Origin of the sequence: Microbispora sp. NPDC046973, from assembly GCF_040644495.1 — a bacterium.
Lineage (GTDB): Bacteria > Actinomycetota > Actinomycetes > Streptosporangiales > Streptosporangiaceae > Microbispora.
The window spans coordinates 313,379-335,325 of record NZ_JBEYWQ010000007.1 but is presented as its reverse complement, the minus strand read 5'-3'; the positions used below and the strand labels follow the sequence as shown (position 1 = coordinate 335,325).

The 21,947-nt window shown below is 73.1% G+C and carries 16 protein-coding genes and 2 tRNA genes; 3 read left to right on the top strand and 15 right to left on the bottom strand.

What is annotated here, in order from left to right; all coding sequences use genetic code 11:
• Window positions 1-539 precede the first annotated feature (539 nt).
• Window positions 540-935 (top strand): hypothetical protein, encoded by a 396-nt coding sequence (locus ABZ860_RS17070; protein WP_357220776.1) that lies wholly within the window; start codon window positions 540-542, stop codon window positions 933-935.
• Window positions 936-940: 5 nt separating this feature from the next.
• Here the strand turns inward: ABZ860_RS17070 and ABZ860_RS17065 are convergent, their stop codons facing one another.
• The gene (locus tag ABZ860_RS17065; RefSeq protein ID WP_357220773.1) at window positions 941-2,536 is read right to left on the bottom strand and encodes an ABC transporter substrate-binding protein; all 1,596 of its coding nucleotides are present in this window, start codon (window positions 2,534-2,536) and stop codon (window positions 941-943) included.
• 175 nt (window positions 2,537-2,711) lie between these two features.
• Here ABZ860_RS17065 and ABZ860_RS17060 point away from each other — a divergent pair, with 175 nt between their 5' ends.
• Both ABZ860_RS17060 and ABZ860_RS17055 read left to right on the top strand, forming a co-directional pair.
• On the top strand, window positions 2,712-4,721 hold the full coding sequence (locus tag ABZ860_RS17060; protein WP_357220771.1) for a nitrate- and nitrite sensing domain-containing protein: 2,010 nt from the start codon (window positions 2,712-2,714) through the stop codon (window positions 4,719-4,721).
• Window positions 4,718-5,089, top strand: a complete 372-nt coding sequence (locus tag ABZ860_RS17055; protein WP_239109313.1) for a DUF742 domain-containing protein — start codon at window positions 4,718-4,720, stop codon at window positions 5,087-5,089. The genes ABZ860_RS17060 and ABZ860_RS17055 overlap by 4 nt, the downstream gene beginning before the upstream one ends.
• A 27-nt stretch (window positions 5,090-5,116) precedes the next feature.
• On the opposite strand, the gene ABZ860_RS17050 is transcribed toward ABZ860_RS17055, so the two are convergent.
• The 14 genes from ABZ860_RS17050 to ABZ860_RS16985 all read right to left on the bottom strand — a co-directional run bounded on the left by ABZ860_RS17050 (window position 5,117) and on the right by ABZ860_RS16985 (window position 21,911).
• On the bottom strand, window positions 5,117-6,826 hold the full coding sequence (locus ABZ860_RS17050; protein WP_357220769.1) for a hydantoinase B/oxoprolinase family protein: 1,710 nt from the start codon (window positions 6,824-6,826) through the stop codon (window positions 5,117-5,119).
• Window positions 6,823-8,847, bottom strand: a complete 2,025-nt coding sequence (locus ABZ860_RS17045) for a hydantoinase/oxoprolinase family protein (RefSeq protein WP_357220767.1) — start codon at window positions 8,845-8,847, stop codon at window positions 6,823-6,825. The genes ABZ860_RS17050 and ABZ860_RS17045 overlap by 4 nt, the downstream gene beginning before the upstream one ends.
• A gap of 43 nt (window positions 8,848-8,890) precedes the next feature.
• On the bottom strand, window positions 8,891-10,405 hold the full coding sequence (locus tag ABZ860_RS17040; RefSeq protein ID WP_357220766.1) for a helix-turn-helix domain-containing protein: 1,515 nt from the start codon (window positions 10,403-10,405) through the stop codon (window positions 8,891-8,893).
• Window positions 10,389-11,372 carry an ABC transporter ATP-binding protein gene (locus tag ABZ860_RS17035; RefSeq protein ID WP_357220765.1) on the bottom strand — a complete coding sequence of 328 codons (984 nt, stop codon included), beginning with the start codon at window positions 11,370-11,372 and terminating at the stop codon, window positions 10,389-10,391. Before ABZ860_RS17035 ends, ABZ860_RS17040 begins: the two co-directional genes overlap by 17 nt.
• On the bottom strand, window positions 11,369-12,160 hold the full coding sequence (locus ABZ860_RS17030) for an ABC transporter ATP-binding protein (protein WP_357220763.1): 792 nt from the start codon (window positions 12,158-12,160) through the stop codon (window positions 11,369-11,371). The genes ABZ860_RS17035 and ABZ860_RS17030 overlap by 4 nt, the downstream gene beginning before the upstream one ends.
• Window positions 12,157-13,014: an ABC transporter permease gene (locus tag ABZ860_RS17025; RefSeq protein WP_357220762.1), complete on the bottom strand. Its 858-nt coding sequence runs from the start codon at window positions 13,012-13,014 to the stop codon at window positions 12,157-12,159. The genes ABZ860_RS17030 and ABZ860_RS17025 overlap by 4 nt, the downstream gene beginning before the upstream one ends.
• Window positions 13,011-14,027 (bottom strand): ABC transporter permease, encoded by a 1,017-nt coding sequence (locus ABZ860_RS17020; RefSeq protein ID WP_357220761.1) that lies wholly within the window; start codon window positions 14,025-14,027, stop codon window positions 13,011-13,013. The genes ABZ860_RS17025 and ABZ860_RS17020 overlap by 4 nt, the downstream gene beginning before the upstream one ends.
• A 2-nt stretch (window positions 14,028-14,029) precedes the next feature.
• On the bottom strand, window positions 14,030-15,664 hold the full coding sequence (locus ABZ860_RS17015) for an ABC transporter substrate-binding protein (protein ID WP_357220759.1): 1,635 nt from the start codon (window positions 15,662-15,664) through the stop codon (window positions 14,030-14,032).
• A gap of 17 nt (window positions 15,665-15,681) precedes the next feature.
• Entirely contained in the window at window positions 15,682-17,229 is a 1,548-nt protein-coding gene (locus ABZ860_RS17010) for a hydantoinase/oxoprolinase family protein (RefSeq protein WP_357220757.1), read from the bottom strand.
• Window positions 17,230-17,332: 103 nt separating this feature from the next.
• Entirely contained in the window at window positions 17,333-18,415 is a 1,083-nt protein-coding gene (locus tag ABZ860_RS17005) for a DUF917 domain-containing protein (RefSeq protein ID WP_357220755.1), read from the bottom strand.
• Between the two features lie 85 nt (window positions 18,416-18,500).
• Complete coding sequence (locus ABZ860_RS17000) at window positions 18,501-19,754, bottom strand: FAD-dependent oxidoreductase (protein WP_357220753.1); 1,254 nt, start codon at window positions 19,752-19,754, stop codon at window positions 18,501-18,503.
• A 116-nt stretch (window positions 19,755-19,870) separates the two neighbouring features.
• Window positions 19,871-21,412 carry a helix-turn-helix domain-containing protein gene (locus ABZ860_RS16995; protein WP_357220752.1) on the bottom strand — a complete coding sequence of 514 codons (1,542 nt, stop codon included), beginning with the start codon at window positions 21,410-21,412 and terminating at the stop codon, window positions 19,871-19,873.
• A 116-nt stretch (window positions 21,413-21,528) separates the two neighbouring features.
• A tRNA-Met gene (locus ABZ860_RS16990) sits at window positions 21,529-21,605 on the bottom strand.
• 229 nt (window positions 21,606-21,834) lie between these two features.
• Window positions 21,835-21,911, bottom strand: a tRNA-Met gene (locus tag ABZ860_RS16985).
• Between the last annotated feature and the right edge of the window lie 36 nt (window positions 21,912-21,947).

The window sequence follows — 21,947 nt, the reverse complement described above, 5'->3', positions numbered from 1 at the left end:
CGCACACACAACACAACCACCGAAGTGATCGAAGAGGAGTGCGCCGAACCGCGCCGACACCACAAGATTACCAGGGTCCGGCACCGCCATGACCCAGTACGAGAACAACGCCCCCACCGCGCGGGCTATTCCCCGCCGCGCCGGCCCGGCGTCCGGAATCCGGCGCCCAGGCGTCCTCTCAACACACCACTCCGTGGCGGCTATTCCCGCAGGTCGTGGCCGGGAGCGTGCACCACGTCCCGTTCGTGGCAAAACGGGCGGGCGAGCGGGACAACCAGATCCGTCTCTCAGGCATCTACTTAGCGCCGCGGCGATCAGCCGGCACGGCACGGACGATCGGGGAGGCACGACGTGAGGGACGACAGCCGCGAACGGCCGTCGTTCCCGCGTTCCGCGACGGCTCCACGTGGCCGCCGCCTTCCCACGCAACCGAACGTCAAGCCGCTCGCAATCGCCCCGCGCTACGAAGACGATGCGGAAGTCCCCGTACGGCGCCAACCCGGCCGCCCGGACTTCCGTCGCTGGAGGTGGCCATCATCATGCGGTCGGAGTTCGACGACATCCGTGCCCACATCACCGCCGAGCCGCCGCGGCCGAGCGAGTTGCTCGAGCTCGCGCACTCCCTGCTCGACGATCTGGAGCAACTGCGAACCCGCGAGGCGATCATGCGGTCGCACTACCTCGCTCTGCTGACCGCCGCTCGCGCCACCGTGGCCGCGGACGCCGCCGGGCACCCGGCGCCGCTCACGTTCCTCCAGCACGAGCTGGCCGAGCACGGGCAGCTTCCCGACGGTGAGCAGGCGCAGCGGATCCTGTCGGACGCCGTGGCCGCGCAGTCCATGCTCGCCCACCTCGACGAGCCGGCGGGCCCCCGGCGGTCCCGCGCCGCCCGCGGCCCACTGTGCGGCGGAGTCAGCCGCAGTCTGCGGGGCTGAACGGCTCAGCCGCCGGGGATGAGCTCGTGCACGAAGACGACGTTGGGGTAGGCCGGGTTGTCGGTGTACCCCTGGACGTTGCCCAGGTAGGCCCGCTGGTAGTTGGACACCCACGGCACCGCCACCACGGCCTCCTCCTCGATGAGCTTCCGCTGGAGTTCGGCGTACGCCCTCTCCGCGGCGCGACGGTCGTTCGTCAGCAGTGACGGCAGGCGGTCGATCTTCGCGTCGACGTCCCTGTCCTTGAGGTAGGTGAGGTTGAAGGACACCGGCTCCGCGCTGTGGAAGACGTTGAGGAACCACGAGTACGCGTCGGCGTAGTCGGGCCACCAGTACATGACGAGGATGTCCTGGCGCTTGGCCGGGTCGGCGGACTTGCCCTGGTCCCACTGCTGGGTCCACTGCATCGCCTTCGCGTCGAGCTGGACGTTCAGCTCGGCGAGCGCGCTCCTGAGCCTGCGCACGAGCAGTTCCTCGTCGTCGTCTCCCTGCGCGTACGTCAGCGTCAGGCGCAGCGGCTTGCCGCCCGGGCCGTACCCCGCCTCGTTCAGCAGCGCGGCGGCTCCGATCATGTCCTGCTTCTGGGTGAGACCGGGCGTGTGCCCGAGCAGTCCCTCGGGCACCAGACCGGAGGCGGGCGCCCCCGCTCCCTTGAGTGCGGCGATCAGGCCGTCGTAGTCGACGGCCTTTTGCACCGCCTTGCGCAGCCGTACGTCCGCCAGCGGGCCTGAGGCGGTGTTGAACAGCACGAGCATGTTCTGGAACGACGGCACCTGGAGGGTGCGCACGCCCGCGGTCGCGCGGGCCCGCCGGAACAGCTCGGGGTTGAGCCGTCGCACGTAGCTCGCCTCGCCGCGCAGCAGCAGCCGGTACGCCCGGTCGAGGTCGGGCGTCACGCGGAACTCGATGTTCCGGTAGTGCGGGCCCTCCCAGCCGCCCCAGTAGCGGTCGAAGGCGCGCAGCACCAGTTCCTTCTCGCGGCCCTTCTTCCAGCTCGCCACCGTGTACGGCCCCGAGCCGGCGTCCCGGCCGGACTGGAACCACTTCTTGAGGTCGCCCGTGCCCGCCGCCTGGGTGTCGTAGATGTAGGCCGCGTAGTCGGAGGAAGCGATCAGGTCGAGCGGCGCGGCGTACTTGAGCCGGAACTCCACGGTGAGCGAGTCCTTGACCGTGATCTGCTGGACGGAGTCCCAGACGTAGGCCGCACCGGCGCCCATCCGCTTGGTGCGCTCGATGGACGCCTTGACCGCGGAGCCGTCCACCGGCCGCCCGGTGTGGAAGACCATGCCGGACCGCAGGGTGAACGTCCAGATCTTGCCGTCCGACGAGGCCTGCCAGCGCTCGGCCAGACGCGGCGCGGCCCTGCGCGTGCGGGGGTTGTACGACGTCAGCGAGTCGTAGATGTTCTGCATCGACATGATCTCGTTGGAGTACGAGCTCGCGGGGTCCCAGTCGGTGACGATGTCGAGATTGGACAGGTAGACGAAGGTCGAGTCCTTCGTCGAGGGGAGGTTCGCGGCCGAGATCTCCGGGACCTCACCTCCGCCGCATCCCGCGAGGGCCAGCACGGCCATCACTCCCAGCACGAGAAAACGGCGCATGCGTGCGGGTCCTTTCCGTGTCCACCATGATCGACGCTACTGCAAGATCACGATTGGACATGATATTTCCGGCTAACCGATCACACGTCCCTCATCCGGCCCACCCCACTGCTAGTCTTGATCCCTGTCTCAAAAGGGTTTTATGTGAGGCTTGTTCCTCACTGGGCGAGGTGCCATGAGTCCGCGCAGGCGTGACCGGCCGATCAGGTCCCGGCTCATCGGCCTGCTGCTGGTGCCGCTCTTCTCCCTGGTCGCCCTGTGGGCGGTCACCGCCGGCGTCACGATCGGCGAGAGCCTGAGCCTGCGTACGTACAACACCCTGTGGTCCACGCTTCGGCGGCCCGCCGACTCCCTGATCGTCGACCTGCAGACCGAGCGCCTGGCCACGGCCCGGTACCTCGGCTCGCACCGGACGACGGAGCGCGACGCCATGGTCCTGCAGCGCCAGCAGACCGACAAGACCAGGGAGAAGGTCCGCACGCTGGCCCTGTCCAGCGCCTCCCGCTCGGCCACCACTCCGGCCATGCGCACGCAGGTCGACGAGATGCTGGCGGGGCTCAGCAGGATCGACGAGATCCGCGCGGAGATCGACGAAGGGCTCTCCCAGCGGCTGTACGCCCTCGAGACCTACAACCTGGTCAGCGACTCGATCTACCGCATGCACTACAGCCTGGCGCTGATCGACGACATCCCGATCTACCAGCAGTCGCGCGTGGTGATCTCGCTCGGGTACGCCAAGGAGCTGCTGACCCGGGAGCAGGCGCTGGAGGCGGCCGCCGGCGGGTCCGGCCTCACCGACGAGGAACGCAAGCTGTTCACCCAGCTCGTGGGCAACCGCCGCTTCCTCATCGACCAGGCGCTGCCCGAGCTGGACGCCGGCCTGCGGCAGCTCCACGTCAACCTGATCACCACTCCCCTCTACCAGCGGCTGCGGCTGCAGGAAGAGCAGATCATCGCCGCGCCCAAGCTCTCCGCGCGTACGCAGCGGGTGTGGCAGTCGACCTCGGACGACCTGGCCGAGTCGTTCCAGAAGGCGCAGACCGAGGCGGCGGCCCTGCTCGCCGAGCGCGCCGCGCCGATCGCCGACTCGATCCTGCGGCGGGCCGTGCTGGTCGGGGGCTTCGGTCTCCTCGCGGTCATCGCCTCGATCCTGATCTCGCTGCGGGTCGGCGGACGCCTCGCCCGCGAGCTGGCCGACCTGCGGCAGGCCGCGCTCGACCTCGCGAACAAGCGGCTGCCGGGCGTGCTGACCAAGCTCAAGCGGGGCGACGACGTCGACGTGGCCACCGAGGCGCCCGCGCTCCAGACCGCGGGCGGGACCGCCGAGATCCAGGACGTGGGCCGGGCCTTCTCGACCGTGCAGGAGACCGCCGTGGAGGCCGCCATCGGGCAGGCCCGCCTGCAGCGGGGCGTCAGCCAGGTCTTCCTCAACCTGGCGCGGCGCAGCCAGACGCTGCTGCACCGGCAGCGGACCCAGCTGCACGGCATGCAGCGCCACACGACCGACCCGGACATGCTGGAGGAGCTGTTCCGGCTCGACCACCTGACGACCCGCATGCGCCGCCACGCCGAGGGCCTGATCATCCTGTCGGGCAACGCCCCCGGCCGCGCCTGGCGCAAGCCCGTCCCGATGTACGACGTCGTACGCGGGGCCGCGGCCGAGGTGGAGGACTACGCCCGGGTGAACGTGCTGCCGATGGAGGACCACGGGCTCGACGGCGCCGCGGTGGCCGACGTCATCCACCTCATCGCCGAACTGATCGAGAACGCCACGATCTTCTCGCCGCCGCACACCTCCGTGTCCGTGCGCGGCGAACTCGTCGGCATGGGCTTCGCGGTCGAGATCGAGGACCGCGGGCTCGGCATGACCAAGGAGCGGCTCGCCGAGCTGAACGAGCGTCTGGCCAACCCGCCGGAGTTCGACATCGCGGACACCGACCGCATGGGACTGTTCGTCGTCGCGCGCCTGGCCGCGCGGCGGGATATCCGCGTGACCCTGCGGCCCTCGCCCTACGGAGGAACGACCGCCATCGTGCTGATCCCATCCGTGCTCATGGTTGGCCCCAAGGATCCCGATCTCGCCCGTCTCGCCGCGGGAGAGGTCACCCCGGAGGACATCATCCTCGCCTCGCTGCAACGGGGGCCGCAGGAGAACGAGAACACCGGCGAGGAGGACCGAAAGTGACCGAACGCATGCAGGACCAGTGGCTGGACGAGGAGGCCGGGCCGATCGTGCCGGCCTACGCCCTGACCCGCGGACGCGTGCGGCCCTCCAGCCAGGAGATCGACCTCGTCGCCATCGTCACCGCGACCGGCGGGCCCACGCCGGTGAGCCTCGGTCCCGAGCAGTGGATGATCCTCAGCCTGTGCGCCCGCCCGGCGTCGCTGGCGGACATCGCCGCGGCGATCGACCTGCCGCTCGGCGTCGTACGGGTGCTGGTGGGCGACCTCCACGAGCAGGGTCTCGTCCAGGTGCGCCCACCCGCCAACGTCGCCCGCTTCCCGACCCCCGGCATCCTGACCGAGGTGATCAGCGGCCTGCGCGCGCTGTGACCCTCCTCCGGCGCTGAAAGCGCCGGATCAGAGCGCGTGCGGGTAGTGCCGTGCGGCGTGCTCGGAGGTGATGTATCCCTCCCGCAGGTCGGCGCGCACGGCCTCGGGGTCGCGCTCTTCCGGCGGGCCGTACCCGCCGCCCGAGCCGGTGCGCAGGTGCACGACCGCGCCCTTGGGCAGGAAGATCCGCGTCTTCAGCGAGAATTCCTCGGCGTGCCCGTCGGGATACTCCACCGTGAGCCGGTTGGGCCGGCCGGGCAGGCCGCCCTCCAGACCCCAGGGCGCAAGCGCGGTCCTGGCCAGGCCCGCGGTGAGGTACTGGTCCTCCAGGATGCGGAAGGACAGGTCGAGTCCCAGGCCGCCGCGGTGACGGCCCGGCCCGCCGGAGTCCTCGGCCAAGGCGAGCCGCTCGATCCGCCAGGGGTTGCGCGCCTCCCACACCTCGGCGGGGGTGAAGCGGGTGGCCGACTCCGAGATGTACATGAGCGCGCTCGCGCCGTCGGCCGACGGCGAGGCGCCCTGGCCCACCGGATGGGGCGCGCCGTCGGCCCACGGCTCGCCGGTCGCCTCGCGGTTGCCCCACCACACCAGGGCGTTGATGTCCCCGCCGCTGGCGGCGGGCACCGATTCCGGCACGGCCTCGGCCAGCGCCCTGATGATCAGCTCGATGGCGTGGTCGGAGGGGATGCCGTACATGAAACAGGGCGCCGGCCGTACGGGGTGGAACAGCGAGCCGAGCCGGGTGATCAGTTCCAGCGGGCGGAAGTGGCCCTCGTTGGGCTGCTCTCCCGCCCCGGCGAGGAACGCCACCGCGATCCGGACGGCCGCCACGGTGGACGGCAGCGGGCAGTTGACGGGCCCGCCGACCTGGTCGGGGCAGTCGGTCAGGTCGACGGTCACCGACGAGCCGTCCACGAGGACGCGGACGCCGAACGGGATCGGCGTGCCGTTCACGCCGTCGGAGTCGATGACGCTGGACGCCTGGTAGACGCCGTCGGGCAGCCGTTCGAACCAGCCGCGCACCAGCGCCTCGCCGTGGGCGTACATGCGGGCGACGCAGCGGCGGAAGGTGCCGAGGCCGTGCCGCCGCACCAGCGCGCCGAGGGCCTCCGCCCCGGTCCGGGCCCCGGCCACCATCGCGTTGATGTCCCCGATGACCATCTCCGGCATCCGGCTGTTGGCCAGGATCATCCGGTAGACGTCGCTGACCAGCCGCCCGGCGTCGTACAGCTTGACCCCGGGGAAGATCGTGCCCTCCTGGTGGACGTCCACCGTGTCGGTGCAGTAGGGGTCCTTGCCGCCGATGTCGAGCCAGTGGGCCTTGATGGCCGAGTAGGCGACCAGCGTGTCGTCGTGGAAGATCGGCACCACCATCGCCGCGTCCTGCGGGTGGGAGCCGGTGCCGTACGGGTCGTTGTAGAGGATCACGTCGCCGGGGCTGAGCGCGGCGGGACCGCCGACGCCCTCGACGGCCTCCCTCACGCAGAAGCCGAGGGTGCCCATGAACGCCGGCAGCGTCGGGGCCTGCGCCAGCATGCACATGTCGGCGTCGTAGAAGGCGACGGCGAAGTCCAGCGCCTCGTAGATGATCGGCGAGAACGCCGTGCGGATCAGCGACTGCTTCATCTGGTCGGCGGCCGCGTTGAGGCCCTGCCGGATGATCTCGGTGGTCACGGGGTCGGCGCCGTCGCCCAGGCCGGGGTGGACCTCCGCGTATCGGGTGCGCACGATGGTCATGGGCGGTCCTTCCGTGTGATCAGGAGGCAGCCGCTCTCGTGCGCCTCCGCCGCGAATCCGGCGTCCACGTAGGTGGTCGCGGTCGGCTCCACCACCAGCAGCGGGCCCTCGGCCACGCCGTCCAGGTCCTCCCGCCGTACGACCGGGGCCTCGGTCCAGGCGCCCCGGCGGAACGACCACAGCCGCGTCGTCCCCCGCCCGCCCTCGCCGGACGGCGGGGCCGGCACCAGTGGGCGGTCCGTGTCGAGGACCACCCTGCCGGTCGCCCGTACGGTGACGATCTCCAGCGGGTCGGGCAGGGTGTGGCCGAAGGCCCGGTGGTATGCCTCGGAGAACCGGGCGGACACGGCCGCCAGGTCGTCCTCGCCGAGCCGCACCGGGATCGTCAGCGTGTGCTCCTGCCCCCGGTGGCGCAGGTCGAGGTCCACCTCGCGTACGGCTTCGGGCTGCGCGAGCCGTTCGAACAGCGCCTGCGCCACCCCTTCCACCAGCGGGAGCGCCTCGTCGTCCAGGGGACGCACCATCGTGCGGGCGGCCGACCGCACGATGTCGGCCTGCACCAGGCCGACGGCGGAGAAGTTGCCCGCGTTGGGCGGCACGACCACGGTGTCCACGTCGAGCTCGTCGGCGAGCAGGCAGCCGAACACCGGCCCGGCGCCGCCGAAGGCGACGACGGCCGCGCCGCGCGGGTCCACGCCCCGCTCCACCGTCACGCCTCGCACGGCCTGCGCCATGTGCGCGGCGGCGATCCTGACCACGCCCACCGCGACCGCGTCCACGCCGTCGATGCCGGTCGGGCCCGCGAGCGGCGCCAGCGCGCGGGCCGCCGCGTCCTCGGACAGCTCGATGCCGCCGGAGATGTGCCCGCGGGGGATCATGCCGAGGTGCAGGGCGGCGTCGGTCACCGTGGGCTCGGTGCCGCCGCGCTGGTAGCAGGCGGGCCCGGGGTCGGCGCCCGCGCTGCGCGGGCCGACGCGCAGCAGACCGCCCGCGTCGGCGTACGCCACGGAGCCGCCGCCCGCGCCCACCGACCGCACGTCCACCCAGGGGCTCTGCAGCGGCAGGCCGACGACCTCGCCCTGGTAGAGCAGCGGGAGCCGCCCGTCTTCGATGAGCGCGGTGTCGAAGCTGGTGCCGCCCACGTCGGCGGCGACGGCCGTGCCGATGCCGAGGGAGGGGCCGAGGGAGGGGCCGAGGGAGGCGGTCAGGCGGGCGGTGGCGGCGGCCCCGGCCACGGGGCCGGACAGGATCGTCTCGAACGGCCGGGCCGCGGCCTCGGCCAGCGCCAGCGCGCCGCCGCCTGACCGGGTCACGAGCAGCTCGCCGGCGAAACCCCTCGCCCGCAGCTCGCGGTCGAGGTTGTGCAGGTAGGGGCCCATGCGGTGGCGGACGAAGGCGTCCACGACGGTGGTGCAGGTGCGCTCGTACTCCCGGTATTCCCCCGAGACCTCGTGCGACAGCGAGACCGGTCCGGCGAACCCGGCCTGCCTGAGCAGCTCGGCCGCCCGTGCCTCGTGGGCGGGGTTGGCGTAGGAGTTGACCAGCACGATCGCGACGGCGTCCACGCCCTCGGCCGCGAAGGCCTCGGCGGCCCGCCGCACGTCCTCCGGCTCCAGGTCGCGGACGACCGAGCCGTCGGCGGCCACCCGCTCGGTCACCTCCAGGCGCAGCCGACGGGGCACGAGCGGCGGCGGCGGCGTCCAGAACAGGTCGTAGGGGTCGTCGCGGTCGCCTCTGCGGATCTCCAGCACGTCGCGGAACCCGGCCGTGGTGATCAGGCCGACGGTCGCGCCGCGCCTTTCGAGCAGGGCGTTCAGTCCCACGGTGGTGCCGTGCACGAAGTGGCGGCAGCGGGCGAGCAGGTCCGCCGGCACCGCCGCGTCGACCGCGGCGAGGACCCCGCGTTCCGGTGCGGACGGCGTGGTGGGCTGTTTTGCGACCCTGATCTCGCCGGTCGCGGCGTCGTGCAGAACGAGGTCGGTGAAGGTGCCGCCGACGTCCACTCCGATGACCGTTGTCATGCCTGGCAACGTAGATGCGGCCGCGCGCCGCGTCGATGTGTCCTCACGACGACGAGATCGGCGTTGTTGTCCCCGGGAGACAGTCGTGGTCGAGCACCACATGGCAGGCGAGCTGGAGCGCGAAGCGGGTCTGCGGGTCGGACAGGTCGGCGTCGAGCGCCTCGGCGATGCGCCTGATCCGGTGGGCCACCGCGTTGGGATGCAGGCTGAGCAGCTCGGCCGCCCTGGTGCGGGAGCCCCAGCTGTCCAGGTAGGCCTTCAGCGTGGGCACCGCCTGGGCGCTGAGCGCCCCGAGGCGTTCCAGCGGGGCGAGCATGTCGCGGGCGGCGACCAGCGCGCTCTCGCTGCCGCTCAGCTCCGCGAGGAGCGCGTGGACCCCGAGCCGGTCGAACCGCACGACCTCCCCCGCCGCGGCGCGGGCGGCGGCCGCGCGTGCCTGCGAGGCCGTACGGCGAAGCCCGTCCGGCCCCGCCTGGCAGGTGCCGACCCCTGCTCCCACGGCCCCGGCTCCCGCCATCGACGGCCAGAGCGCTGACGGCGCCAGTGGTGACGGCGGGTGCGGCGGGGTTGCGCCGAGAGTCATCCGCTCGTCGGCGGTGAGAAGCACGAGCACGCCGTCCTGCCACCGGGTGACCAGCGGCGGCGCGGACAGGTCGGCCGTCCCCCCGACGCCCAGATCACCGAGGCCCGGATGACCCAGTCCCAGCGCGCCAGGGAGCGCCGCGGCGGTCCCGCGCGCCTCGCGGAGCACCGGATCCGCCGCCCCCGGGGTCGCGTCCCCGCCGGGGTCGCGCAGGAAGACCGCGACATGCCAGCCGTCCACCGGGACGCCCTCGTGCCGGGCGCGGCGGGCGGCGGTCCGGATGTCCTTGGCGCCGAGCAGGGCCAGCAGCGCGCGCTCGCGGGCCGCCTCCGCCTGCCGCGCGGCGGCCCGCACCCGGCCGAGCGTGGTCGCGACGACCTGGGCGACGATCGCCGCCGCCGGGTCCTCGCCCTCCCAGCACACGTAGCCGTCCGGCCGGCCGCCGACCCGGATCACGGTCGCGTTGGCCGCCGGGTCGGCCAGGCCGGCGACCACGTACGCGACCCCGACGGAGGCGGACGCCGCGCGCAGGATGTCGTCCTCGCCCGCGCCCTCCATCGCGCCGATGCCGTCGATCGCCTCGCGCGTACGGCGCAGCAGCAGCCCGGGGTCGGCGCGTACGGCCGCGCTGAGGCCGAGCACGGTGTCCGACAGCGAGTGGTCGGAGGCGCCGGCGAGCAGCGCGACCTGCTCCCGCCTGGCCAGCTCCACCGTCTCGGGCGTGGTGCCCGAGGGGCCGGGCAGCACGATCCCGGCCAGGCCGCCGCGTCCGGCCAGGCGCAGCGCGTCGAGCACGTCGCACGACCGCATGGCGTGGCGGGACAGGATCGCCAGCGCGCCTGGGGCCGCCGCTGCCAGTTCGCGCATCTCGTCGACGAGGACGACGCTGCCGACCTCCCTGGCGTCCCAGGGCCCGGCGACGAGCGTCAGCCTGCGGCCCGCGGGCGTCCTGAGCAGGTCACTGACGCGGCGCATCGGGGGTCTCACCTCCGTGGGGGACGCGCGGAGCCGGGGAGCCCGGGGTGGTCAGCACCTCCTCCGCGCGGTGACATGCCACCTTACGCCCCTCGACCTCACGCGCCTGCGGCGTCTCCTCCCGGCAGCGGTCCACCGCGAGAGGGCAGCGCAGCCGGAACGGGCACCCCGTCGCCGCCGCGGCCGCCTCGGTCCGCCCGGCCGCGCGCGGCGGCTCGCCGCCCAGGCGCGGCACCGCGTCGCGCAGCGCCCGGGTGTACGGATGGGCCGGCCGGGTGAGCAGCTCCCCGGTCGGGCCGGACTCGACGACCCGCCCGGCGAACAGCACCGACGACGTACGGCACAGCCGCCCCACGACGCCGAGGTTGTGCGTGATGAGCAGGTAGCCGAGCCCGTGCTCCGCCGCCAGCCTCTCCAGCAGGTCGAGGATTCTGGCCTGCACGGTCACGTCGAGCGCGCTGGTGGGCTCGTCGAGCACCAGTAGGCGCGGCTCCACGGCCAGGGCGCGGGCGATGGCCACCCGCTGCCGCTGGCCGCCGGACATCTCGTGCGGCCTGCGGGCGGCGAGCGCGGGGTCGAGGCCCACGTCGGCGAGGAGCGCGGCGACCCGGTCCCGCCGCTCGGCTCTGGACATGCGGTGGTGGGTGGTCAGGGCCTCACTGATCGACGCCCCGGCCGTCATGCGGGGGTCGAGCGCCTCGCTGCCGTCCTGGAAGACCGGCTGCACGGCCCGGCGGAACTCGGCCCGGCCCGCCCTGCCGAGCCCGGCCAGGTCGCCGGCGCCGTACCGGACGACGCCGGAGCGCGGCCGCATGAGGCCGAGCAGGGCGCGGGCGAGCGTGGTCTTGCCCGAGCCGCTCTCCCCGATCAGGCCCACCCCGCCCTCGTCCACGGCGAGGCTCACGTCGTGGACCACGGCGGTCGTGCCGTAGGCGAGGGTGACTCCCTCGGCGGCGAGCAGAGTCATGCCCCCTCCCCCTCGTCGAAGTCAGCGGGTTCCGGCAACGCGGGCACCGCGGCGATCAGCTCACGGGTGTAGGGGTCGCCCGGCCGGGCGAAGACCTCGGCGGCGGGCCCGCTCTCCACCACGGCGCCGTCGCGCATCACCACGACCCGGTCGGCGATCGTGGAGACCAGCGCGAGGTCGTGGGAGACCAGCAGCACGGCGAGTCCGCGCTCGTCACGCAGCCGGCGCAGCACCGCGACCACCTCGGCCTGCACGGTCACGTCCAGCGCGCTGGTCGGCTCGTCGGCCAGCACGACCTGCGCGCCGAGTGCGAGGGCCAGCGCGATGGCGAACCGCTGCGCCTGGCCACCGGACACCTGGTGGGGGTAGCGGCGCAGGATCTCCGGGTCGAGCAGCACCGCCCGGACCCCTTCCTCTGCCCGTTCCCGCGCGTCCGCGCCCTTGACGCCGTGGCGGGCGAGCGCGCGGCGCATGAGCGTGCCCAGGCGCATGGTGGGGTTGAGCGCGGCCTGCGGGCTCTGCATCACCAGGGCGGCCCGCGAGCCGCGGATCTCCCGCAACCGGGCCGGGCTCGCGGTGAGCACGTCCACGTCGCCGACGGTGATCCGGCCGGAGACGTCCGCGCCGTGGACGAGGCCGAGCGTGCTGAGCAGGGTGGTCGTCTTCCCCGACCCGCTCTCGCCGACGATCGCCACGCACTCCCCTGCCGCCACGTCGAGCTCGGGAACCGACGCGATCACCCGGTCGCCGATCCTCACGACGAGGTCCTTCACGCTGATCAACGTCATCGCGACAGCCTCGCCCTCAGCCCCTCACCGAGCACGTTGAACGAGAACGCGGTGACCAGGATGGCGAGGCCGGGGAAGGTCACCACCCACCAGTCGGTGGTGAACAGCGACTGGCCCTGCTGGACCATCAGGCCCCACTCCGAGGTCGGCTCGTGGGCGCCCAGCCCGAGGTACGACAGCGCGGCGGCGGTGAGGATGACCCCGCCGCCGTCCAGCGACAGCTGGACGAGCACCGGCGTGAGCGAGTTCGGCAGCACGTGCCGCAGCACGATGAGCGGGGCGGGCACGCCCAGGCAGCGCGCGGAGTCGACGAACCCGCGCGTGGCCACGGACGCGGCGACCGACGCCGTGAGCCGGGCGTACCACGGCCACCAGGTGACCGCGATCGCGACGATCACGGTGGTCACGCTCGGCTGGAGCACCACGGCGAGCGCCAGCGACAGCAGCAGCGCGGGGAAGGCGAGGAAGACGTCGGTCACCCGCATGATCACATCGCGGGCCCAGCCGCCGGCGTACCCGGCGACCACTCCCAGGACGACGCCGGCGACGCCGCTGACGGCCAGCACCGCGACGGCGATCAGCAGCGAGGTGCGGGCGCCGAACAGGACCCGGCTGAGCACGTCGCGGCCGACCTGGTCGGTGCCGAACCAGTGGGCGCCGCTCGGCGGCAGCAGCGCCTCCAGGGGATGCGTGGCCGAGCCGCCGTCCTCCGGGTAGGGGGCGATCCACGGCGCGAGCAGCGCCGCCAGCACGACGACGCCCAGCAGCACGGCCCCCGCCACCGCGAGGCGGTCCACCCCCGCCAGGCGCCGCAGCGGCGTACGGCGGAACGCGGTCAGGGCCGGAGCGGTCATCGCGCCCTCACCCTCGGGTCGACCACGCCCTGGACGAGGTCCACGGCGAGGTTGGCGATGACGTACAGCACGGCGACCAGCAGCGTGACCCCGGCGATGGCGGGAGTGTCGAGCGAGCGGATCGAGTCGGCGGCGTACCGGCCGAGGCCCGGCCAGTTGAACACGGCCTCCACGAGGAAACCGTTCACGATCGAGTACGCGAAGACGAGCGCGATCAGCGACAGCACCGGGTTCAGCGCGGGCCGCAGGGCGAACCGGGTGAGCACCGCGGTCTCCCCGAAACCGAGTGCGCGCTCCAGCCGGGCGTGGTCGCGCGACGACTCCTCGATGAGGGCGGCCCTGGTCATCTGGGCGACCACCCCGGCCGGGTACGCCGCGATCACCAGGGCGGGCAGCACCAGATGGGACAGCGTGCTCGTGAGGATCGGCCAGTTGCCGGTGATCAGCGCGTCCACGGCCGTGATGTTGGTGTAGAGGTGCAGGGGGCTGGTCCGGTCGAGCGACGCGTCGTACTCCCCGGCGACGGGGAACCAGCCGAGCCCGCTGGCGAAGACCGTCTGCAGGGCCAGCGCCAGCCAGAACACCGGCACCGACACGGCCAGCATCGACGACAGCCGCACCGACAGGTCGGGCAGCCGGCCCTTGTAGCGGGCGGCGGCGATCCCCAGTGGGATGCCCGCGACCAGGGCGATGACCAGCGCCGCGCCCACGAGTTCCAGGGAGGCGGGGAACGCCTGGAAGAGGTCGTCGCGCACGGGCTGCCGGGTGTGCAGGCTGGTTCCCCAGTCGCCGCCCAGCAGGTCGCGCACGTAGTTCCACAGCTGCACCGGCAGCGGGTCGTCCAGGCCGAACCGCCGCCGGGCCTCGGCGAGCTCGGCCGCCGTCGCCTTCGGCCCGGCGTACGCCACGGCCGGGTCGCCGGGCACCAGGCGCATGACGGCGAACGTGAGGACGATCACGCCGGCCACGACCAGGACGGCCTGGCCGAGCCGGCGGATCAGATACCTCGGCATGATCAGGCGCCGGGCTTCAGGTCGTAGACGAACACCACGTTGGGGTAGGCCGGGTTGTCCACGTACCCCTGGACCGACTTGGCGAAGGCCCGCTGGTAGTTCTGCACGTACGGCACGGCCACCGCCGCCTGCTCATTGATGATCTTGTTCTGAAGGTCGGCGTACGCCTTCTCGGCGGCGGCCTTGTCGGTCGCCGTGAGCGCGGGCAGCTCGTCGATCTCCTTGTCGATCGCCGCGTCCTTCAGGTAGGAGAGGTTGAACTGCACGTCCTTCTCGCCGTGGAAGACGTTGACGAACCACGAGTAGGCGTCGGCGTAGTCGGGGAACCAGTACATGACGAAGATGTCCTGCCGCTTCGACGGGTCCTTCGCCTTGCCCTGGTCCCACTGGGTGGTCCACTGCAGCGGCTTGGCCGACAGCTTCACGTTCAGCTTGTCGAGCGCCGAGGAGAGCAGCGTGACCAGCAGCTCCTGGTCGGCGTCGCCCTGGGCGTAGGTCAGCGTGAGTTCGAGCTGCTTGCCGCCGGGGCCGTATCCGGCCTCCTTGAGCAGCGCCTCGGCGCCCGCGAGGTCCTGCTTGGGGGTCATGCCGGGGACGTTGCCGAGCAGGCCCTGGGGAACCAGGCCGCTGGCGGCCACGCCCGCGCCCTTCAGCGCCGCCACGAGGCCGTCGTAGTCGATCGCCTTCTGCAGGGCCTGGCGCAGCTTCACGTCCTTGAGCGGGCCGTCGGCCGTGTTGAACAGCACGAGCAGGTTCTGGAACGACGGTGTCTGCGAGGTCTGCACCGAGTCCGTGCTGCCCGCCTGGGCGAACAGCTGCGAGTTGAGCCGCTGGACGAACGACACCTCGCCGCGCTGCAGCAGCTGCCAGGCGGTGGTCAGCTCGGGGGTGACCCGGTAGGCGACCTTCTTGTAGTGCTGGCCGTCCCAGCCGCCCCAGTAGCCGTCGAACGCCTTGAGCGTGAGCTCGGTCTCCTTGCCCTTCTGCCAGCTCTCGATCGTGTACGGCCCCGAGCCCGCGTCGTGGCCCTCGCCGAACCACTTCTTCAGGTCGCCGGAGGCGGCCGTGGTGTCGTAGACGTACGACGCGTAGCCGGCCGAGGCGATCAGGTCGAGCGGGGCGGGGTACTTGAGCGTGAACTCCAGCGTCGTGGCGTCCTTGGCCTCGATCTTCTTGACCGCGCCCCAGATGTAGGCCGCGCCCTGCCCCTCCTTCATCGTGCGCTCGATCGCGGCCTTGGCCGCGGCGGCGTCCACCGGCTTGCCGGTGTGGAACTTCACGCCCTCGCGCAGCGTGAACGTCCACTTCTTGCCGTCGGAGGAGGACGTCCACGAGGCGGCCAGCCGCGGCTCGGCCTTCTTCGTCTGCGGGTTGTAGCGGGTGAGCGACTCGTAGATGTTCTCCATCGCGATGTTCTCGTTGGAATACGAGCTCGCGGGGTCCCAGTCGGTGACGACGTCGAGGTTGGGGACGTACACGAACGTGCTGTCGGCCGCTCCTGCGGCCGCGCCCGCCGACGAGCCGGGCTGCGGGGTGGAGTCGGCGGCGCCGCGGACCTGCCCGCCTGAGCAGGCCGCGGCGGTGACGGTCACGGCGGCCACGGCCCCCGCGGCGAGAAGACGCTTGTGCCAGCGCATGTGAGGGAGTTCCTTTCCTATCCGGCCTGCCGGGCGAGGGGGCCGGCGGCCTTGACGTGCAGGCGCACCGCGGGCTCAGGAAGGTAGCTGAGAGGGATCTCGCTGAGCTCGACGATCTGAACGGTTGCGGGGTCGGCCCCGGCGGCGACGGCCCGCGCGGCCGCCTCCTCCTTGGCGTTGTCGATCAATCTAGCCCTGGAGCTCCCGCCTCCAGAAGCGGGCACGATCGTTTCGAGCCTGCCGCTGGCGAGGGCGATGGCCGCGCCCACCGCGTTGGCCACCTCCGCGTGCGCGGGGCGGATCACCTCGCGGGCCCCGGGTATCCGATCGGCCAGCAGGAACGCGCCGCCGCCGACCGCGACGAGCGGGCGGTCGGCACGACCCAGCGCCACGCGGTCCACCGCGTCCGCGACGGCCTCGTCGGCCGCCCGTACGGCCCGGGCCAGCCGCTCGCGCCACTCCTCGAGGACGGGACGGGTGCCCACCGTTCCCCGTCCGGCCGCCACCGCCGCATCGGTCATGGTGGGGGTGGAGCCGCCGAAGACGAGCGCCTCCGTGCCGATCCGGTAGCCCACCGACCGCGGCTCCGCCCCGACGATCGTGCCGCCGCCGAGCGCGATGGACAGGATGTCGGGCATCCGGAAGTTGGTCGTGACCCCGCCGATCTCGACCGCCGCGGCCGACTCCCGGGGGAAACCGCCCACGAGCACGCCGAGGTCGGTCGAGGTGCCGCCGACGTCGGCCACGATCGCGTCCGTCACGCCCGACAGGTAGGCCGCGCCGCGCAGCGAGTTGGCCGGGCCCGAGCCGATGGTCAGCACCGGGTAGCGGGCCGCGTAGTCGACGGCCATCAGCGTGCCGTCGTTCTGCGCGAAGTACGTCTCGACCTCCAGGCCCCTGGCGTCCAGGGCCTCGCGCAGCGCGGCGGTGACGTCGCGGGCCACGCCGTACAGGGCGGCGTTGAGCACGGTCGCGTTCTCGCGCTCCAGCAGGCCGAGCGAGCCGATCTCGTGGCTGAGGCTCACCGGCACCTCGCCGATCTCGGCGCGGATGATCTCGGCGACCCGGTTCTCCTGGTCGGCGCTCGCCGGGCTGAACACGCCGGCGACGGCGACCGCGTCGGCGGGCGTAGTGGCCACGAACTTCCTGACCGCGTCCTCGTCGAGAGGCGCGATCGCGCGCCCGTCCACGAAGTGCCCGCCGCGCACGATGGCGGTTCCCGCCGCGACGGTGTCGCGCAGGTCGTCGGGCCACTCGCTGAGCGGCGGCACGGACGTGGTCGCCGGGGCGCCGAGCCGCAGCACGGCCACCCGGCCGAGCGCGCGCCGCTCCAGGATGGCGTTGGTCGCGTGGGTGGTGCCGAGCATCACCCGCTTGACCCGCTTGTCCATCTGGGGCTCGGGCAGCTCGGCGAGGACCGCGTCGAGCGCGGCGCGCAGCCCCTCGGTCACGTCGGGGCTGGTGGGCCGCTTGGCGGTGGCGAGGACCCGGTCGTCGTCGTCCAGCACCACCGCGTCGGTGTTGGTGCCGCCCACGTCGATGCCGACCCGCAGCGTCGTGCTCATGCCACCTCCTCGCCTTGCGGCTCGGAGTGCCGTCGTGCCGGAGGCGCGCAATCGAGCACGTCGTACAGTGCGCCGTGTTTACTGATTCGCTCGCTACGCTCGCTCATGCGATCTTCTCCACCGGCAGGTAGTCCATGTCGTAGCCGAACGCCCGCGGGCCCGCCGTCTCCAGGCCCTTCGGCGTACGCCACAGGGGGTCGCAGGGCCAGGCCAGCACGGTCACCCGCTGGCCGTACCGCAGCCCCTCGGTCTGGATCGCCGTCGCCGTCTGGCTGTCGATCACCGTGATCAGGTCGGGCACCATGGCCCTGACGCGGCCGTCCTCGACGGCGACGAGGTTCTCGTTCTGGATCTCCAGGGTCAGCGTCCTGCCCCGGTCGTCGCCGGTGCCCTCGATCGCCGCCGTGCCCCGGGCGAACCCGCCGGTGGTCCTGCGCTCCAGGTCGGCGAGCTTGCCGGTGATCAGCCGCACCGCGCCGAGTTCCGCGGTCAGGGCGGCCAGCGGGTCGGCGGCGCCCTCGGTCGCCCGGCCGACCGCCATCGCCCGGCTCACCGTGCCCTCGATCACCGCGCCCGCGCACTCGCGCGCGGTCAGCACGTAGTCGGCCATCAGGGCGCTCGACCCCGCCGCCACGCAGACGGCCCGCGCGATCCGCTCCGACCACAGCCCGTCGACCGGCCGGATCGTCACGACGTTGCCGACGACGTCGGACATGACCACGAGGTTGGCCGGGATCCCGGCGACGTACATCGAGACCATCTGGACCTCGGGGAAGGCCCGGCCCATCGCGTCGGCGTCGAGCAGGGGCAGGCCGAGCCTGGCCGCCCAGGCCACCGGGGCGACGCCGTTGCCGCCGCCGATCTCCGAGGACATCACGGCCGCGGGCGGCCGGCCGAAGATCCGCTCGATCTCCTCCGCGATCCTGACCGGCTCGTCCGTGCCGTGGACCATCTCGTTGCTGACGGTCGGGGCGCCGATTCCCGACAGCGGCATGACGAGGGCGTCGTCGGGCAGCTCGTCCAGGGTGACCAGCGGCACCTCGCCGTGCTCGCGTATCGCGCGCCGTGCGGCGATGGCGCCGGGGCGGACGTCCCCGCCGCCGCCGGTGCCGAGCACGGCGCAGCCGCGGGCCAGCGCGGCGACGTCCTCCAGTGTGATGCGGGCCTGCATGCGGGGAGCCTTCACCACCGGACGGTCCCGCCTCAATGTCACCCTGCGACATCTGTCGGCCGATTATTGTCGCCGCACGACAAGGCCGGAAGGGCGGCGATCAGCGCAGCGGGTCGAACTCCCGCAGGGCGGCGGGCTGCTTGCCGGTGGTGATCTGCTCGGCGAGGAGCCGTCCGGTGGCCGGCCCGTGGGCCAGGCCCCACATCCCGTGCCCGCCGGCCACGTAGACGCCCGGAGCGTCGGTCGCGCCGATCAGGGGTCGCCCGTCCGGAGTGACCGGCCGCGGGCCGACCCAGACGTCGGTGCGGTCCTCCCAGCGCACCCCGCGCAGCAGGGGGCGGGCCGAGGCGATGATCGCCCGCAGCCGGGCCTCGACGGCCGGAGCGTCGGGGTCGCGGAACTCCATCGTGCCCGCGACGCGCAGCCCGCCCTGGTAGGGCGTGCACGCCACCCGCACGTCCGGCAGGTAGATCGGGCCGGGGACGGGGTGGTCCACCGGCACGGTGAACGAGTAGCCGCGGCCGGCCCGCACGGGGACGCGTACGCCCCAGCGGCCCGCCAGCCGGGACAGCCAGGCGCCGGTGGCCAGCACCGCCGCGTCGGCGGACAGGACGGCGCCGTCCCGGGCCACCACGACGACCTTCCTGGCGTCGGTGCGCACGTCGGCGACCTCGTGCTTCTCGACCGTGGCGCCCCGGGCGACGACGGCCTCGCCCAGCGCGTGGACGAAACGGCCGGGGTCGATATAGCGCTGCCCGTCGATCCGCACGCCCGCCGTCAGGGCCTGCGAGGCGAGCGGCACGGCCTCGGCCAGCCGCCGCGCGTCCAGCGGGGTGTGGTCGACCGGCTGCCCGGCCGCGGCCATCCTGCGCAGCTCGTGGAGCAGGCCCTGGGCCTGGCGCGGCGTCCGGAACCCGGCGGTGATCGGCGCGTCCTCGACGGGGGCGGCCACGCCGTTGGCGGCGAGCACCTCGTACGCCTCGATGCACTCGTCGTTGAGCGGCAGGTTGGCGCGCACGGCCCGGGTCCACGACGACCACCGGCAGTTGGCGGCGAAGCGGGTCAGGAACGCCCAGAGCCCCGGATCGACGGTCGCCGGAACGTGCAGCGGCGCGGCCGGGTTGAGCAGCGAGCGCAGGCCGTACCTCAGCACGGAGGGCTCGTTCAGCGGGATGGCCAGGCCGGGCGCGATCCAGCCCGCGTTGCCCCAGGACGCGCCGGCCGCCACTCCCCGGCGGTCGACCACGGTGACCTCCACACCGCGTTCCTGCAGGAACCACGCGGTGGACAGGCCCACGATCCCGGCGCCCACCACGACGACCGACCGCGGCCAGTCCTCGACGCGCTCGGACATGTCCCACCTCCACACCAGGTGACTGCTTGCCCGGTCAGCATCGCCCGTGCGGCGCCGCGCACCGTTGTAGCGGCCGCACAATCACGGCGCTCCTGTTGTGGGTTCCGGACAACCTCCTATTCGTCCTCGGCAGCCAGAGTGATGACCATGGCGAGGCGCTTGCGCGGGTCGTCCAGGTTCAGCGGGGTCACCTCGCTCATCCTGCGCAGGCGGTTGCGGACCGTGTTGGCGTGCACGCCGAGCCGTTCCGCCGCGACCACGAGATCGCCCTGGGCCTCCAGCCACGCCCGCAACGTCGCGACGTAGTGGGTGTCGTTAAGGGCGTCGTGCCGGCGCAGCGCGCTCACCGGTCCGCGTGCGGGGACGCGGCCGGCGCGCGCCGCGGCGCGCAACCGGTGCAGCAGGATGTCGTCCCAGGACTCGTCGTACGCCGGCGGCCCGCCGGCGGGCGCGGCGTGGGAGGTGTCCCTCTCGTGCAGCGCCAGGCACTCCTCCGCCTCACGGCGGCTCGCGGGCAGCTCCGCCGCCGGGGCCGCCGCGCCGATCCCGGCCGCGACGCGCACGCGCGGCGGCAGCCCCGCCCCCAGTGCGGCCACCCATTCCCGTGCCGCCGCCGCCCCCGCGTCGGGGAGGATCGTGTAGAGCGTGTCGCCGAGCAGCGTGCTCCTTCCGGGCCTGGACCAGCCGAAACCGGTGGTGGCCCGCTCGAAGGCCAGCAGGAGCATGGCGTGCGGCTCCTCGGAGGTGTGCGTACGCACGGCGACGACCCGCATCTCCCGCGCCGCCAGCCCCAGCCGGCTGACCACGGTCGCCGCGTCGGCGGTGCCCTCCAGCAGGCGGACGACCAGGTCGGACTCCACCTGCCGTTCCAGGTCGGCGCTCGCCCGGGAGCGCAGCAGGTGCAACGCGACGGTGCGCGCGCCGTTCGCCAGCGCGGTGTGCCGCGTCCCGGTCAGGGGGCTGCCGCACGTCACCCACACGGACCCGAGCAGCTCGCGGCCGGCCCGCACCGCCACCACCATCCGCCCGGTCATGCCGTGTGACGGGTCCGGCTCGACGAAGATCGGCTCGTCCGTCGCCGCCAGACGGGCGAAGACCCTGCGCGCCCGGAACATCTCCCTCAGCCGCTCCGGAACCTGCCGCACCAGGATCGTCTCCAGCCGGGCCGGGTCGCCCGCCTGCTGGGAGCGGGAGTACGCGAGCACCCGCGAGAGCGGGTCCTCGATGGTCACGGCGCCGCCGACGGCGTCCGCCAGGCTGTCGGCCAGCGCGAACAGGTCGGTGGGCCCCCGCCCCGACTCGGTCTCCCGCCCTTCGAGCACCAGTCCGTAGACCACTCCGACGAGGTGGCTCCACGAGACCGCGGGGTCGACCAGCATCACCGCCACGTCGTGGCTCTCGCCGGCCGCGGCCGCCTCGCGCGCGGTCTCGGCGCCCGCCCGCACCAGGACCACGGTGGCCTGCGCCGCGACCGCCCACCGCACCGCCTCGGTCACCGACCCGGCGCCCACGGCCATGAGCACGTCACCGGCGACCCGGCCGTCGGTGGCGTCCGGTATCGCCACGCTGCGCAGCCGCGCCGAGCGCCTCTCGGGCCGCCCGCACAGCCGCACGCCGTACGCGCCCAGCACGTTGACCAGGCGATCCAACGTGATCATTCGCTACTCCCGCCCGAGGCCGACGGCTGTGCCCTGTCGGACCGCACTGGACTGGACCGGACCCGTGGAAGACCGAAGGCCCGGTCTCCGTTTCCGGAGGCCGGGCCTTCGACTCTTGGTAGCGGGGACAGGATTTGAACCTGCGACCTCTGGGTTATGAGCCCAGCGAGCTACCGAACTGCTCCACCCCGCGTCGTTGTGTGTTTGAAGCTTACCGGGCGCCGGAGACAAGTGCCAAATCGTTTGCGGTGTGAGGCGAATTCGCACCTTCCAGCCGGAGGCGGGGCCGGTGCCCCGCCAGTGCCGTTTCGACGGTGCCGCATCCGCCCGCAGGCGGCCGTGATCATAGCCGCCGGCGACAGGGTGACCGGTGAACGACCAGAGGCCCGGCCTCCGTTTCCGGAGACCGGGCCTCTGACTCTTGGTAGCGGGGACAGGATTTGAACCTGCGACCTCTGGGTTATGAGCCCAGCGAGCTACCGAGCTGCTCCACCCCGCGTCGGCTCTTCGAGGTTATCCCGGCATCGGGCCCAAA

Excerpts from the sequence above, each read along its gene's own strand:
- ABZ860_RS16995 (WP_357220752.1), bottom strand. The coding sequence starts at position 21,412 with ATGATCACGTTGGATCGCCTGGTCAACGTGCTGGGCGCGTACGGCGTG.
- ABZ860_RS17065 (WP_357220773.1), bottom strand. The coding sequence starts at position 2,536 with ATGCGCCGTTTTCTCGTGCTGGGAGTGATGGCCGTGCTGGCCCTCGCG.
- ABZ860_RS17025 (WP_357220762.1), bottom strand. The coding sequence starts at position 13,014 with ATGACCGCTCCGGCCCTGACCGCGTTCCGCCGTACGCCGCTGCGGCGC.
- ABZ860_RS17030 (WP_357220763.1), bottom strand. The coding sequence starts at position 12,160 with ATGACGTTGATCAGCGTGAAGGACCTCGTCGTGAGGATCGGCGACCGG.
- ABZ860_RS17015 (WP_357220759.1), bottom strand. The coding sequence starts at position 15,664 with ATGCGCTGGCACAAGCGTCTTCTCGCCGCGGGGGCCGTGGCCGCCGTG.
- ABZ860_RS17035 (WP_357220765.1), bottom strand. The coding sequence starts at position 11,372 with ATGACTCTGCTCGCCGCCGAGGGAGTCACCCTCGCCTACGGCACGACC.
- ABZ860_RS17045 (WP_357220767.1), bottom strand. The coding sequence starts at position 8,847 with ATGACAACGGTCATCGGAGTGGACGTCGGCGGCACCTTCACCGACCTC.
- ABZ860_RS17060 (WP_357220771.1), top strand. The coding sequence starts at position 2,712 with ATGAGTCCGCGCAGGCGTGACCGGCCGATCAGGTCCCGGCTCATCGGC.
- ABZ860_RS17050 (WP_357220769.1), bottom strand. The coding sequence starts at position 6,826 with ATGACCATCGTGCGCACCCGATACGCGGAGGTCCACCCCGGCCTGGGC.
- ABZ860_RS17000 (WP_357220753.1), bottom strand. The coding sequence starts at position 19,754 with ATGTCCGAGCGCGTCGAGGACTGGCCGCGGTCGGTCGTCGTGGTGGGC.
- ABZ860_RS17020 (WP_357220761.1), bottom strand. The coding sequence starts at position 14,027 with ATGCCGAGGTATCTGATCCGCCGGCTCGGCCAGGCCGTCCTGGTCGTG.
- ABZ860_RS17040 (WP_357220766.1), bottom strand. The coding sequence starts at position 10,405 with ATGCGCCGCGTCAGTGACCTGCTCAGGACGCCCGCGGGCCGCAGGCTG.
- ABZ860_RS17010 (WP_357220757.1), bottom strand. The coding sequence starts at position 17,229 with ATGAGCACGACGCTGCGGGTCGGCATCGACGTGGGCGGCACCAACACC.
- ABZ860_RS17070 (WP_357220776.1), top strand. The coding sequence starts at position 540 with ATGCGGTCGGAGTTCGACGACATCCGTGCCCACATCACCGCCGAGCCG.